The sequence below is a fragment of the Terriglobus aquaticus genome, assembly GCF_025685415.1.
Taxonomy (GTDB): Bacteria; Acidobacteriota; Terriglobia; order Terriglobales; family Acidobacteriaceae; genus Terriglobus; species Terriglobus aquaticus.
The window spans coordinates 1,713,857-1,728,833 of record NZ_JAGSYB010000001.1 but is presented as its reverse complement, the minus strand read 5'-3'; the positions used below and the strand labels follow the sequence as shown (position 1 = coordinate 1,728,833).

The following is a 14,977-nucleotide window of genomic DNA, read 5'->3' as shown; positions in this document are numbered from 1 at the left end:
ATTCTAAGTTGCTGCCGGGTGTGTGCGTGGAACCGGTCAGGAGACCCGCTTGCGGTCTTCGAAATACTTGCCGATGCCCAGCAGGAGAAAGAGCGAACCGGTAGGAACACAGCCAAGCCCAACCATGAGGCAGATCCATCCCCAGGGCGTCGTGGGTCCGTGCTTGGTCAGGCCGCCACTGAGCGCGACAAAGAGCCAGCAGGCCATGCCCACCAGCCAGATGGGCGCGGCCACGCGCAGGATCGCGCGCGTGTCTTTGCGCATGCGCCCGGGAACGCGCTGAGCCGGCGCGGTCACCGGCGAATAGCCGCCTGCATCAGGAACACAGCCACCCCGGTAACCGAAACGTAAAGCCAGATCGGAAAGGTCCAGCGCGCAATCTTGCGGTGCTGCGGAAAGCGCTCAGACAGGGAAAGGAAGAACGTGATGAGCACAAGCGGCAGCGCGATGATGGACAGCGAGATGTGGGACAGAAGAAGCGTGAGATAGCTCCACCACAGGCCGCCGGTGTGCGCGATCGGCAGGTGATACTCGCCGTGCAGCGCGTGGTTCGCGATGTACGACACCAGGAACAGCGTGGAAAAGACGAAGGCCGCCGACATGAAGGCGCGGTGCGCGCGCACGTTGCGGTTGCGAATCTGCAGAAATCCGAGCACAAGTGCGATCGCGGAAAGGCCGTTCAGCACGGCGTTGAGCGCGGGCAGAAACAGGAAGCGCGTGTGCGTGGTATCGATCGGCGGATGAAAGTAAACCAGCCAGAACAGGAAGGCGCTCGCCAGCGCGGAGACGGCAAGGATGCCAAAGACCGCGGACTTCGGCGTATGGATGCGCTCGTTGGCAGGAACGGGAGGGTAGGCAGTCGACATAGGTTAGTAGGCGAACCGGCCGTGCGCGTTCAGGATCATGGCCGCGAGCAGCAGAGGAAGGTAGATGACGCTGACCTTCAGAAGGTCGCGAGCGATTTTGCGAGAGGCGTCCGGCGCCAGGTCGCGCGTGATGCCAACGAATCGCACGGTGTACCACAGGTACGCAGCGCCGAACACGATTGCACATGCGCCATAGATCCAGCCGCACATGCCCAGAAACACCGGCCACAGGCTGACCGGCAGCATGAGAATCGCATAGAACAAAGCCTGTGCGGCAGTGGCACGTCCGCCCGGTACCGCCACGGCCGTGACTCGAATGCCCGCGCGAGCGTAGTCCACCCGGTAGAGCCAGCCAATCGCTTCAAAGTGAGGGAACTGCCAGACAAAGAGGATGGCGAACAGTGCGACAGCTTCCCATTCGATCTGGCCCCGCGCGGCCGTCCAGCCGATGAGCGGAGGGAGTGCGCCAGGGAATGCCCCGACAAAGGTCGCAATCATGCTGATGCGCTTCAGCGGCGTGTAGATGGCAACGTAACTCGCGGCTGTGAGTAGCGTGAGAAAGCCGGTAAGCGGCGTTGTGACCGTCGCCAGGTACAGCGACCCCAGACCCACGGCAAGCAGACCAAGCAGAGCACCGTGGACTAGGCCGATGCGGGCCGCAGCCATGGGCCGGCGAGCCGTCCGGTTCATCAGCGCGTCCGACTTCCGTTCCAGCACCTGATTTAGGGCGCTGGACCCCGCAGAGACGATGCCGATGCCCAGCATGGCCTGCACAAACTGCATTTGCAGCGGATTGATGCCGGACCGGAGTGAACCAAGGTAGTAGCCCGCTGCCGCGGTGATGACCACCATCAGCGAAACTCGCAGCTTGAACATTTCCGCGTAGTCGGCCAGCAGCGTGGAGCGGCGTGCCTGGCTGGCGGCGGGAATGGAAGCGGTGACGGCCATCGGTTCCGCTCTAGGATATCGCGCCGACCCCGGTCAGGACCGGCGCGCTCCGTCTCTGGACGCTAACCGGCCCGCGCCGGGTCATCTTCATGCTGCACCAGGTACTCGTTGGCAAATACGACCACCATGGCTGCGGTAGGCACAGCGACCAGCGCTCCGACGATGCCGGCGATCTCCGTTCCGCACAGCAGGGCCACAAGCACGGTGATACCCATCAGGTCCACGCTGGTCTTCATGATGCGCGGAGTCAGGATGGCGTTCTCAATCTGCACATAGATGAAGTACACGATGACGACGCCCAGCGCCTTGGTCCAGCTATCGGAAGCCGCGACCAGGATGGCGATGGTGATGGTGATCAGGTTGCCGGCGACGGGGATCAGGTTGGTGATGCCCATGAGAATGCCAAGGAGGACGAAGTACCGCACATGCAGGGCACCCAGCGCAATCAGCATGTACACGGCCACGCAGGCCATCAGGAGCAACTGGCCGACCAGCCACTTGGAGACACGCTCCTCAGCCTCCAACAGCGTGTTCGAGAGGCGCGTGCGCTTATCCGACGGCCAGAGCGACAGGAAGTACTTGTAGACTTCGTCGCCCTCAAGGATGAAGTAGATGCAGAGGATGACACCGGTCAGCACGTCGAAGAGGTGGGTCGCCCAGCGGGGCAGAGCGTCGAACACGTAGGCTGCGGCCGCACCGACGATGTTTTGAACCTCGGCAGCCACCTTGGACATGTCGATCTTGGAGGCCATCGGCAGGCGCTGCACCTTGGCCAGGATCTGCGGGATGCGATGCGGCAGGTCCGTTGCGAAGTTCGCGAAGTCGCGGATCACTGGCGGCAGACCGATCCAGAAGAACAGCACCAGCGCCAAGAGGATGCCGGCGAAGAGCGCCACCGTAGCAAGGCCCTTGCCGAGGTGCTTGTCGCGGATGCGGAAGCCCTCGATCCGCTTCACGACCGGGTTCAGAACTACAGCGAACAGGCCGGAAACATACAAAATCAGCAAGACGTGATGCAGTTTCCACGCCAGACCGCAGCAGGCCAATAATAAGAACGTAAACAGGATGTACCCGCGCGTGCGGCGTCGTTCCTGTAATCCTGTGAGTTCCACTTGAATACTCCGTTCCCGCTTGTGATGCGGGAATGGCGGAGCCTGTCGTTTTCCTGCAGACAAACTTCAGAAAGTTACGGCAGATCGGTGCTGGCGCCCACGCCGGCCATCTCCTGCAACGCCGCAGCGATCTGCTGCGGCGTCTGCTCGCCTGTGTTCAAGCGCAGGCGCGCAACGCGCCGGTACAGCGGGGCACGGTACTGAAACCGTTCCTCCGCTGTGGACAGGTTGGGCCGCGTCTCTCCGCCGTCCTGTGCGTGGCAGCGCGCCAGCAGGACGGGCAGGGAGGCCTCAAGAAATGCCACTGTCGTGCGAGGTGTCTGCTCCAGCAAGAGCCGGTTCGCCAGCACCTCCACAGCGCCGCCACCGAGCGCGATCACCGCGTCGCGTTCGCCCAAAGCGTGCGCAATGGCTGAAGTTTCCATGCGGCGGAAGACGAACTCGCCGTACTTGGCAAAGATCTGTGTGACAGGCATGCCGGCCTTTTCGGTAATGGCTTCATCCACGTCCACGAACCGCCAACCGAGGCGCTCCGCCAGCAACCGGCCCACTGTGGACTTACCCGCTCCCATAAAACCGGTGAGTACGATGCGGGTTGGTGAAGTTGCTGGTCTGGCAGGCATGGTGGCTCGCTCTTCGAGTATCGCCGTTTCCGGCTGGCTTTCGAGTGCTTCTTCCGGTTCACAAACTGCGTTCATGGCGGACTCCGGCGGTGCGTTGCGGGAAAACAGAAAACCGCGGCTTTAGGGGCCGCGGCTCGGGTCGAAATCGGTTTTGCTGGGTGTTACTGCGTGTGGCAGTCGTTCCGCGCAACCGTCGCCTGAGCCGCTACTGGCCACCAGTAGCGGTAAGCAAACGATGCGAAGGTAAACTGCACTGCCATCTCTGGAACAACCTACACACTTGCGACGCTGTTGACAAGCGGAACGAAAAGCATGCTCCTGGCCGGACCGGAGGTCCGCCAGGAGATGCGGTTAGTTTGCGGGGCCGTCGTCCTGCAACCGGCTCTGGATCTTGGACCAGACCTGGTCGGTGGGGGCGTCACCCTCGGGCTCCAGCAGCATTCGAGCGGTTTCCGCGATGTATTCCAGATCGCGCACCAACTCAGCGGCCTGCGGGCAGTCCCGCAGGATATCGGCAAATCGAGGGTCGGCGCTCAGCTTGCCGCCCTGCGCCCGCTCAAACAGGTCTGGCAAAGCCTTCTCGAACTCTTCGCAAGTCCAGGGTGTGTTCTCGTCGTGCTGAATCATTGAGCCGCCTCCTGCAGCTTCGGGCTGCCGGCTGCCTGCTCCTGCTGTCGCAGGATTTCACGCAGCTTCAGACGCGCCTTGTGCAGTTGCGACTTGCTGTTGCCGGTCGAGCACTCCAGCATCTCCGCGATCTCGTTGTGCTCGTAGCCTTCCACGTCGTGCAGCACGAAAACCAGGCGATATCCCGGAGGCAGCGTTCCAACCGCACGCTCCAGCGCCACGCGATCCACCGAACCGGAGAGACGCGGGTCACGCGATCCGAAGTCCCGCTTGGGCGCGTCCTCTTCGGACGGGTTGATCGTTTCTTCCAGGGATACGAGCTGCAGGCCCTTCTTACGCAGGTGCATGAGCACCAGGTTCACCGTGAGCCGGTGCAGCCAGGTGGAAAACGCACTCTCGCCGCGGAAGGAACCGAGCTTGCGATAGAGGTGGAGGAATGCCTCCTGGGTCATGTCCTCGGCTTCTGAGACGTTGCCCAGCATGCGGAGACATAGCGTGTACACACGCCGCTTGTGCAGGGCGTACAGCTTGGAAAAGGCGTCCGGGTCGCCGTTCTTGGCGCGCTCCAGGGCGTCGGCCTCACCAGCGATGGGCGGATTCCGTTTGAACAACCCAGGGGGAGGCGTCGAATTCGTTTGAGCCATTGAATAAACCTGTGTGTGCATGGGCCTCGCGATCGTGCTCCGCCGGAATTAGCGAAGGAGTCTCGGAATTGCTCCGCTGCCGATGCCACCTTCAGGATAACGCAGGCTAGCCGCGTGCCCGGTGAATCGAAAACAGCAGGTGCCCATGTGAGAAGCGCGCGCACCTTCGGGTTGTATCCCGTTGGACGGGAGCATGCGCCCCGCCAAGTATCGAAGCTTCCGTCCCGACTGCTAGCTGCCGATGAACCGGGCGTAGAGCGTGCGTGCCCGCACGGGATCGCTGGTACCCTGCACGACGGTCCGGCCGTCGGGGAAGACGTTCAGGGTGAACTCTCCGAGGTGGAAGCGAAGCATCAGGCCATTGAAGCGCACCTCGCCGTGTGGGCGGAGGCGGTCCGCGAGCTCCTGGAAATCCACCGGCCGGCTCCTCTCGTGAATCTGCACGGAATTGCGGCCGCACAGGGTGATGTGCGGGCGACCCTCGCCACGCAGGTGCGGGAAGTCCCGCCTGCCGCAGGTCTGGCAGTCTGTCCGGGGCTTGTCTGCACGAATTTGCGCGGACTCACCGGTCCAAAGATCCATTGACCACAGCGTGCGACGCATCTGTGCGGCGTTGCCCGTCAGCAGCTTCAGCGCTTCGGTCACCTGCAGCGACGCTGCGACGTTAACGGCGGTGTTGAGGATGCCTGCAGTGTCGCAGGTCTCGACGGTACCTCCGGGCGGTTCGGGGAAGAGGCACGCCAGGCAGGCTGTCCGGTGCTCACCCGCCGGAAGGATGTTCATCGTCGCGGCATAGCTCCCAATGGCCGCAGCGTAGATCCAGGGCACCCCGCGTTCGACTGCGAAGTCGTTCAGCAGGTAGCGTGTCTCGAAATTGTCGGTGCCATCCAATAGGATGTCCGCGCCGGTCAGTAGCGATCCGATGTTGGAAGGGGACAGGTCGGCGACATGCGCCAGTACCTCCACTTCGCCGTTGATGCCGGACAGTCTGCGACGTGCCGCTTCCGCCTTGGGCAGTGCTTCCGCAGCGTCCTCTTCCGTAAAGAGCACCTGGCGCTGAAGGTTGGACCATTCGACGAAATCGCGATCGAGCACCGTAATGCGGCCCACGCCAGCACGCGCCAGCAGAGATGCCGCGGCTGCACCGGTCGCACCGCAGCCCACTACCGCAACGTGGGCTTCCGCAAGGCGTTGTTGTCCCTCCAAACCCACGGGACGGAAAAGAATCTGCCTCGAATAGCGGTCCCAGCGCTCCTCCGCTTGGCCCGTCCCTGGCGACACTTCTGCGGTTTCCGTCTGCATACAGCAAGTGTAGGCCGCGGCACGGCTGCGTTCCTGGGGTTAGGAGGCAGGTACCCGGGTCCCACTAACCCGAAGGCACGATTCGGCATCCTACGAGACAATTCAGACCATTGACGAGATCGCGCCTCCGGTGAGCGGAGGATTCGTCGAATGCAGGCTCTCCTATCAGAGCTTGCCATTCCCAGTGCAGCAAAGGCGTAGTGCTCTTTGCGGAGAAGTTGAGATTTGACGTTGCAGGCAGGGTGCAGGGCGGTTCGAGGTTCGGCGTGGAGCGCGGGCAGTCGTGCGGTTACGGTCAGCCGTTGTGGTGCCGCCATGCTGGCGTTCCTGTTGCCCCTGAGCACGGCCTGGCCGCAGGAGCAGAGCCCGTCAAACGCCAACGGCGGAAGCACACAGCAGGGCGCGGTACCGGTGCCGCAAACGGCGAATCCTGCCGGGCAGCGGAATACTCCGGTTCCGGCGCAACCGGGAACGTCGACGCCCTCGGCGAACTCTCCGGCAATTTCGACCAGCCCAGTCGACCAGCAAAAGGCGCAGGACGCCCAGGCGAACTTAGAAGCGGCACAGGCTGCGAGTTCGCTGTACTCGTTGCGCGGACGCCGGATTGCTGCCATCCGCTTTGAGGGCGTGCGGTTCGAGAGCCAGGCGGCCATCCCGGGCCAGTTGGGATTCAACGTGGGGGACGCGCTCGATCCCGCGAAGGTACGAACGGCCACCCGCAAGTTGTTCCTGACCGGCCGCTACCGTGATATCCAGATTCGCGCGGAGCAGCAGGGCGACGGCCTCGTTCTAGTCTTCTCAGGCGTACCACGCTATTTTGTGGGCCGGGTCGTGATTGAGGGCGTCAAGTCCGGACGGCTCGCCTCCATCCTGGAGTACGCGACGCAACTGCAGCCCGGCCTGCCGTTTGTGGCAGCCGACGTCGCTGCAGGCGAGCAGGGGATTCGCCAGTCGCTGGCACAGAGTGGCTACTACGAGCCGCGCATCCAGTCGCGCACGCTGCGTCGGGAGGACGGTCACCAGGTCGACATCACCTACAACGTCGTGGTGGGTCGGCGCGCCATCGTCGGCAACCTGACCATCTCAGGCGATCCCGGGATGACGCCCGAGAAGTTCCGCGACGTTGCCAAACTGAACACCACCAACACCACACTCAAGTTCTTCCATACCAAGAACCGCGTGACCCGCGACACGGTGGGAACGGGTCTGCAGCGGCTGCGCAGCTATTACCAGAAGAACGATCGGCTGGAAGCCGCGATCGCGCTGCAAAACTCGCAATACGCAAAAGACCGCGGGCAGTTGGACTACAACTTCGTCGATCACCAGGGACCCACGGTCAAGGTCGTGATTGAAGGCGTCAAGGTATCGAAGGCGCGTCAAAAGCAGTTGCTTCCCATTTATGAAGAGGGAACCGTCGATCAGGACCTGCTGAATGAAGGCGCGCACAACATCCGCGAGTTCCTGGCGCGGCAGGGATACTTCGACGCGGAGGTAGATCCGTCCGTCAAGCCGGAGATCGGCAACAACCAGGTAGCACCGGATGGCACGCTTTTACCGCCCCCTAGCAATATCAACCAGGTCGTCTCGTTTGACGCGCGGCCGGGACGTCGTTACAAGGTTGCCGCGATCAACATCCACGGCAACAAGTACTTCGACACTCAGACCATCCGCGAGCGGATGTCGATCACCAAGGCAGACCCATTCAACCGGTTCGGCAAGTTCTCCCCGGTGCTCCTCGGCAACGACAAGGACTCCATCACGTCGCTGTACCGGGCGAACGGCTTCGAAAAGGTGACCATCGACGCCAAGGAGACCAAGAGTAACGAGAACGGCAAGTTCGCTCTGATCACCGTGGACGTCACGATCAACGAAGGCGCGCAGCAGAAATACGGCAAGGTCTCCATCACCGGTGTTTCGCCCGACCGGCAGCAGGCGATGCAGCAGTTGATCACTGCCGAAGAAGGCCAGCCGTTCTCCACCGCAACGCTGCAGAACGATCGCGATGGCGTGCTGCAGGCCTACCTGTCGAAGGGCTTCGATCAGGCGCGCGTCGAGGTGAAGCAGACGCCTGAGGCTGGCGATCCTTTGCGCACCGACGTGCAGTACCAGGTGACCGAGGGCGAGCAGGTGTTCGTCAATCGTGTCCTGATCACCGGTCCTGAGAACACCAAGCCAAAGCTGATCATCGATCAATTGCAGTTGAAAGCCGGCGACCCGCTCGACGCCTCTGCGCTGGTCGAAATGCAGCGTCGTTACTACGACCTGGCCGTCTTTAGTGAAGCGAATGTCGCCATTCAGAACCCGAATGGGCAGATCGACCGCAAGAACGTTCTCGTGCAGTTGACCGAGGCGAAGCGGTGGGATGTGACGTACGGCGCCGGTTTTGAAACGCAGCTTTCCACCCCACAACCCAACTGCCGCGCGCAAGCCTCCCTGGGCGACGGTCGAACGGGAAACGGGTGCGGAGCTGCTGGGAGGGCAGGTGCGTCGTTCCGGGTTTCGGCAGACGTGACACGCATCAACCTATTCGGCACAGACAAGTCGATCACCGTGCACGGTACCTACGGCTTGCTCGAGAAGATCGCCACGGCCACCCTGAACGGACCGCGGTTCTTCGGCAACCCCAACCTGACCGCGCAGATCAGCGGCGGTTATACCAACGTGCAGAACATCTCAACCTTCCAGGCCAGCACCTTGCAGGGCCTGTTCCGGGTGACGCAAAAGGTTCCGAAGGCAGACACGTTTCTCTACGACTTCCAGTACCGCCGCGTCAGCGTAAACCAGGACAGCCTGCAGGTCACGGCGAACCTGATTCCGTTGCTCTCGCAGCCGGTTCGTGTGGGTGGCCCTGGCTTCACCTGGTTCCACGACACGCGCAATCCGTCCCCCCTGGACGCGACCAAGGGCGTTTACCTGACGTTTTCCGACTTCTTCGCACACTCCTACTTTGGTTCGCAGACCAACTTCAACCGGCTTGACACTACGTTCGCTACGTACCACTCGTGGGGCACGCTCAAGCGTCGGTATACCTTTGCGCGGCTTACCCGGTTCGGCTTTATCCACCAGACCGGCACCAATCCAAATGCTGGCGTGACTGGATGCACCGGCGACCTGTTGAACACGAACGCCTCGTGCAATGCAGTGCCGCTGCCCGAGCGCCTGTACGCCGGCGGCGCCACCTCGCATCGCGGCTTTGGCATCAACGCTGCCGGACCGCGCGACCTGACCACCGGATACCCCGTCGGCGGCAATGCAGTCTTTGTCAACACGTTCGAACTGCGCCTGCCAGCACCGGTGCTGCCGGTCGTTGGCGACAGCCTCTCGTTCGTGGTGTTCCACGACATGGGCAACAATTTCCTGCACCTCGCCGATGTGTTTCCGTCGTTCAAGAACTTCCACCAACCGAACGAGAATACGTGCCGGCAGGTGACGGGCTTCACCACCATTGGCACCTGCAACTTCAATTACTGGTCGCACGCCATAGGTCTGGGTGCCCGGTATCACACACCGGTCGGTCCAGTTCGCCTGGACCTCAGCTACAACCTGAATCCGACCGTGTATCCCGTCATCGACGACTACTCGCAGTCGCTGCCGAATCACCAGGTCGGTCAGGCGAGCCACATCCAGTTCTTCTTCTCGATCGGGCAGAGCTTCTAATGATCGCCGCGCACACAAATCGCCTCGCCTTCTTCGGATCGCTGCCGCTGCTCGCGGCCTTGTGCTCCGGTGTGTGCGGTGCGCAGACGACCCCGGCAACCGCGTCCGCCACGCAGCAGAAGGCGAACGAGAACAAGTCGCCTGCTGAGCGTGGCGAAGTTGTCGACAAGCTTGTCGCCATCGTCAACAGCGACATCATCCTCGAGAGCGATGTGGACGAGGAGATGCGGTTCACCAAGCTCTATCCGTATCGCACCAGCAGCGGCGACACACCACGCGCGCAGGCATTGACGCGCCTAATCGACCGCGACCTGATCCTGCAGCAGATTCGGCAGCCCGCTCCCGTGGTGGACAAGGCAGAAGTCGATTCCGAAGAAAGCGATTTACGCAAAGACCTGCCCGCATGCCAGCATGCGGACTGCAAGAGCGATGCGGGATGGGCCAATTTTCTGGCCCAGGCTGGATTCACCGAAGACGAATTGCGGTCAAGGCTGCAGTTGCGCGCCGAGGTGCTGCGCTTCATCGAGCAGCGTTTCCGCTCCGGCATTCGCATCACCGACAAGCAGATCGAAGACTTCTACACGGAAACAATGCTGCCGCAGTATCGCAAGGAGCATGCGACGCCGCCGTCATTGGAAGTGCTGAGCCCTCGTATCGAAGAGCTGCTGCTGCAACAGCAGGTAAGCAAGCTGCTGGATCAATGGCTCAAGTCGCTGCGTGACAGCGGCAACGTCCGAATCCTGAAGGACGGGGAGGAGATGCCGTAATGTCGCTCCTGTCTCCCGATCCCGCTCCCGAACAGAACCCTTCCACGCCGCCGAAAGCCACCGCGGCCAAGCGCCGCCACCCGGTTGTGCGGGTGCTCGCCTGGCTGGTGGCGACGGTGTTCATCCTGCTGTTGCTCATTGTGGGTGGGCTGGCGATCTACTCCAATACCCAAGACTTCCAGAATCGGGTTCGTTCCACGCTGGTGTCCACGCTGGAAGAGTCCACTGGCGGCAAGGTCGATTTAGCGGCGGTTCATTTCAGTCTCTGGCACCTCTCCGTAGAAGCTGATGGCCTGGTGATCCACGGGCTGGAAGGCCCCGGGCAGGCGCCGTACGTGGCGGCTGATCGCATTTTCGTGCGCGTCACGCTCAAGAACCTGTTCGCGCACGCCACCAACAGCACCGGCGCGATGAAGTTCATCACGCTCGCGCTGCTGCAGGTAGACAGGCCGCAGTTCCACCTGATCATCAACAAAGACGGCACCACCAACCAGCCGGTGCCGAAGAAGCCGAGTACCAGCAATGAGCCGGTTCTGGATACGCTGCTGGACCTGCAGGCGAGCAAGGTTGACCTGAACAACGGCGTCGTCCTGCTGAACGACAAGGCGATCCCGTTCGACCTGCTGGCGAATAACCTTGGTGTCAACGTCCGCTACATCACGGCCAGCGACCACTATGGTCTGACCATCGATATGGACGACCTGCGCACGCGCATGCAGCAGATGCCGCAGGCGCAGAGCAGACTGCATGTGAAGGGCGAGCTGGGCCGCAAGCTGATCGCGATCCAGGACATCACCTTCGACACGGGTAAGAGCTCGCACCTGGACGCAAACGCGCGCGTCGAGAACTTCGACAACCCCGTCTGGAACGTGCAGGTGAAGGGCAATCTCGAGGTGCCGCAGATCAGTGTTCTCAGCGGTTTCCCCGGCTTGGACGCGGGCACGGTTGACCTGGACATCGCCGGCCACTCCTGTGCCGTCACGCCGCAGGCGGCCCAGCAGCAGCCGCACTTCTGGCAGCGCCGTCACCCGGGCTCGAACCCGGGCAACACCAAGGCTCTGCCGCCCAGCCCGGAGTGTGAGAAGGGCTACCTGGTCGCCGGCGGTGCCAAGCTGCACCAGGTTGGCTATCGCGACCAGTACGTGAATGTGTCGGGCGTAAATGGCGGAGCGAATGTGCGCGTCACGCCCACCGATCTGCTGTTCAACGCCATCGCCCTGAACCTGCCCGCCGGCGGCGCTATCTCCGGCGATATGCGTGTGAGCAACTGGCTGGGTGTGGTGCCGCCGGAGACTCCGGCGCAGTCACCCACCGTTGTAGCCGGCCAGAAGACCGCTAATGCGACGGCAAAGATTGCGAACGCAAAGCCAGTCGCCACGGGTGCCCCGGTGCTGCCGCCTACGCAGCGCGCCCACGCCTACATCGATGTAAAGCTGGCCAACATCTCGCTCCGCACAATCAACGAGATTACCGAGCCGCGCCAATACACCGATCTCGGCTTCGACACTGCTGTGAACGGGCCCGTCCACGTGGAGTGGGGCGGTGACACCAACGACCTGCCGAAGTCCGTCATCGTGCAGGCCGACCTCCGGCTCGCGCCGCAGGGGCTCCGTCGCCACGGCGCGCTCCAGGACATTCCGGTCAATGGTGTGGTCAAGGCAAACTACCGCGGCTCCAACGAACTGGTCACCATCGATCAGCTGGAAGCGCACACCCCCGCCAGCAACGTCAACATCACGGGGTCGCTGGCGCTGGAGCGTTACGTCACGAACCTGAACGTGCAGGCAGACCTGCGCGACCTGAGCGAGTTCGACTCGTTGTTGAACGCCGCCGGCTACAAGTCCAACGGCAAGCAGGGCAGTGCCGCCCTTCCGGTTGCGTTGCACGGTGATGCCCACTTCCAGGGCACCGTTAAAGGACCCGTCGCTGACATCGATGTCAAAGGTCACCTTCAGGCCAACCAACTGCTGGCCCACCTGGGATCCACCGGCGATGTGGCGATCGACTCTGTCGTCGCCGACGCCGAGTACTCGCAGAGCGGTATCACCGTTGCCAGCTCCACTATCAAGCGTGGAACCGCCGTGCTGCAGCTTGCTGGCGCGGTACAGCCGCATCGCGTGGTGCGTCGCCGGGAAGTCAGCTACGAGTTCGACGACTTCGCCAAAGTCGATCTGACGGTTCACCTGAATGATGCGCAGATGCATGACGTGCTCGATATTGCGGGCCAGGGCAAGCTGCCTGTCACAGGCACCCTGAACGCGAACGCGCGCGTAACCGGAACGCTCGGCAATCTGAACGGCAGCGGCAACGTGGGTCTGCGTAACGGCGTCGCGTACGACCAGCCGTTCGATGCCATCACCGCCAACGCAACGGTTCAGGGACAGAACATCACCGCGACGGCGCTGCAGGTGCGTGCACAAGGGGTTCAGGTCGACGGCAACGGCAGCTACGACCTGAAATCGAAGCACGTGAAGGCTCACCTGCAGGGCAATGACATCCGGCTGTCCAACCTGAAGGCCGTGCAGCAGGCGAAGTCGCCCGTGGACGGTGTGCTCACCTTCCAGGCGGATGCAGACGGCACCGTGGACGTGCCGAACCTGCGCGCCCACCTGCAATTGGCAAACGCGACCTATACAGGCAAGCCGATCGGGCAGCTCGTGGCCGACGTGCACAGCGAGCGCGATGTCGTCTACCTGAACGCCAACTCGAACCTTCTCAACACCGCCATCCAGGCCAACGGACAACTGCAGCTTGCGGGCGATTACCCAATGCAGGCGCACGCCACGTTTACGAACCTGGATGTCGCGAACGCTCTGAAGCTGACTGGATCCACGGTCGATGCCACGTCGCAGATCAGCGGCGACCTGACGGTAAGCGGCCCCGCGAAGAAGCCCTATGCTCTGCAGGGCGCTCTCGTGATCAACCCGCTTGCGGTTCGCACGCAGGGTCTAGACTTCCACAGCGTCGCTCCGGTGCGAGCCACGTTGCAGGCGGGCGTGGCCCGGCTAGACGATTTCCACATCGTCGGTCCGGAGACGGATCTGACGGCGTCGGGCTCCGCACAGGTCTTTACGGCCGACGGGTCTCCGCTGCCACCCGCAGGCGGTCGCATCGATGCGCGCGCGAACGGAAGCGTGAACGTCGCCATCGCACATCGTTTGAACCCCGAAATTCTGGCGTCCGGCAACATCCAGCTAGCGGTCACCGCTTCCGGTACCACGGGCAAGCCGGTCCTGGGTGGCAAGGTGACCTTCGCCAACACCAACCTGGCCTACGCGGAAGTGCCGAACGGCCTGTCCAACATGAACGGCACCGCGACCTTCACCGAAAATCGCCTGGTGGTCGATGACCTAACGGCGTACTCCGGTGGCGGCCGCATCAAGGTGGGTGGGTTCCTGCAGTTCCGCAACGGCCTCTTCGCCGACCTGACCGCAACCGCCACCGCGGTCCGCGTGCGGTACTACGGTGTCTCGGCCACCGCAAACGCAAACATCCGCCTGCAGGGCGATGGCAACGGAGCCACGCTGTCGGGCAACGTCCTGATCACGCGCTTCGGCCTGGCGCAGACCTTCGACTTCGGCTCCATTGCGTCCAGCGCGGGCGACGTGGCGCCGCCGCCAGATCCTGACTCGCTGATGAACAAGATCGCGCTCGATGTGCGGGTACAGTCTTCTCCGTCGCTTGATTTTCAGAACAGCTACGCGCGCTTGGCTGGCACGGTAGACCTTTCGCTGCGAGGCACTGCGGCAGTTCCCAGCGTCCTGGGCAAGGTCACGCTCACCGACGGCTCCGCCACCTTCAACGACACCAAATACCAGCTTGAGCGCGGGCAGATCTACTTCAACAACCCGATTCGGATCGATCCGATCGTCGATATCGATGCGACCGCCCGTGTGGAGAATTACGACGTCATCATCGGCCTGCACGGCACGTCGAAGAATCCCAAGCTGACCTACCGCTCTGAGCCACCGCTTTCGCAATCGGACGTGTTCAACTTGCTGGCACTGGGCCGCACGGCAGAGGAAGCGTCCATCAATTCGCAGCAATTGCAGCAGCAGGGACAGGATCCCACCACCAACGCCCTGTTGGGTGGTGCGCTGAACGCTACTGTCTCCAACCGAGTGAACAAGCTGTTCGGCGGCGCTGGCAAGGTCAAGATCGATCCGGCGTACGTCGGTACGATCGGCACCTCGTCCGCCCGCATTACGGTCGAGCAGCAGTTGACGCCCAAGATCACCGTGACGTTCGCGACCAGCGTGAACGCGTCGCAGCAGCAGTTGATCGCTGCGCAGTACCAGGTGAGCGACAACGTCACTATCGTTGCCAGCCGCGACGAAAACGGTGTCTTCTCCATCGTCTACAAGATCCGGCAGCGGTACCACTAGCCGGCCGGGACCACCCGGGCAACCGGCAGTGCGCGCGCCTTTGTCC

11 protein-coding genes are annotated in these 14,977 nt (G+C 62.5%); 3 read left to right on the top strand and 8 right to left on the bottom strand.

The window, feature by feature from the left end; genetic code table 11:
• Window positions 1-36: 36 nt before the first annotated feature.
• The 8 genes from OHL12_RS07105 to OHL12_RS07070 form a co-directional block, all read right to left on the bottom strand.
• Window positions 37-297, bottom strand: coding sequence for a hypothetical protein (locus tag OHL12_RS07105; RefSeq protein ID WP_263413128.1), 261 nt, complete (start codon window positions 295-297; stop codon window positions 37-39).
• Window positions 294-866, bottom strand: a complete 573-nt coding sequence (locus tag OHL12_RS07100) for a DUF420 domain-containing protein (RefSeq protein WP_263413127.1) — start codon at window positions 864-866, stop codon at window positions 294-296. The genes OHL12_RS07105 and OHL12_RS07100 overlap by 4 nt, the downstream gene beginning before the upstream one ends.
• A gap of 3 nt (window positions 867-869) precedes the next feature.
• Window positions 870-1,814 (bottom strand): heme o synthase, encoded by a 945-nt coding sequence (gene cyoE, locus OHL12_RS07095; protein WP_263413126.1) that lies wholly within the window; start codon window positions 1,812-1,814, stop codon window positions 870-872.
• Window positions 1,815-1,876: 62 nt separating this feature from the next.
• Window positions 1,877-2,926, bottom strand: a complete 1,050-nt coding sequence (locus OHL12_RS07090; RefSeq protein ID WP_263413125.1) for an AI-2E family transporter — start codon at window positions 2,924-2,926, stop codon at window positions 1,877-1,879.
• 74 nt (window positions 2,927-3,000) lie between these two features.
• Window positions 3,001-3,624, bottom strand: coding sequence for a shikimate kinase (locus OHL12_RS07085; protein ID WP_263413124.1), 624 nt, complete (start codon window positions 3,622-3,624; stop codon window positions 3,001-3,003).
• A gap of 276 nt (window positions 3,625-3,900) precedes the next feature.
• A complete protein-coding gene (locus OHL12_RS07080) occupies window positions 3,901-4,176 on the bottom strand; it encodes a hypothetical protein (protein WP_263413123.1) in 276 nt (91 codons plus the stop codon).
• Complete coding sequence (locus OHL12_RS07075) at window positions 4,173-4,841, bottom strand: RNA polymerase sigma factor (RefSeq protein WP_399261010.1); 669 nt, start codon at window positions 4,839-4,841, stop codon at window positions 4,173-4,175. The genes OHL12_RS07080 and OHL12_RS07075 overlap by 4 nt, the downstream gene beginning before the upstream one ends.
• A gap of 210 nt (window positions 4,842-5,051) precedes the next feature.
• Window positions 5,052-6,122, bottom strand: coding sequence for a ThiF family adenylyltransferase (locus OHL12_RS07070; protein ID WP_263413121.1), 1,071 nt, complete (start codon window positions 6,120-6,122; stop codon window positions 5,052-5,054).
• A 315-nt stretch (window positions 6,123-6,437) separates the two neighbouring features.
• Between OHL12_RS07070 and OHL12_RS07065 the strand changes: the two genes are divergently transcribed.
• Genes OHL12_RS07065 through OHL12_RS07055 form a run of 3 tightly spaced genes read left to right on the top strand, consistent with a single transcriptional unit; the run spans window position 6,438 to window position 14,931 of the window.
• A complete protein-coding gene (locus tag OHL12_RS07065; protein WP_263413120.1) occupies window positions 6,438-9,779 on the top strand; it encodes a BamA/OMP85 family outer membrane protein in 3,342 nt (1,113 codons plus the stop codon).
• Complete coding sequence (locus OHL12_RS07060) at window positions 9,779-10,546, top strand: peptidylprolyl isomerase family protein (RefSeq protein WP_263413119.1); 768 nt, start codon at window positions 9,779-9,781, stop codon at window positions 10,544-10,546. The genes OHL12_RS07065 and OHL12_RS07060 overlap by 1 nt, the downstream gene beginning before the upstream one ends.
• Window positions 10,546-14,931, top strand: a complete 4,386-nt coding sequence (locus OHL12_RS07055; protein ID WP_263413118.1) for a translocation/assembly module TamB domain-containing protein — start codon at window positions 10,546-10,548, stop codon at window positions 14,929-14,931. Before OHL12_RS07060 ends, OHL12_RS07055 begins: the two co-directional genes overlap by 1 nt.
• Window positions 14,932-14,977: the final 46 nt, after the last annotated feature.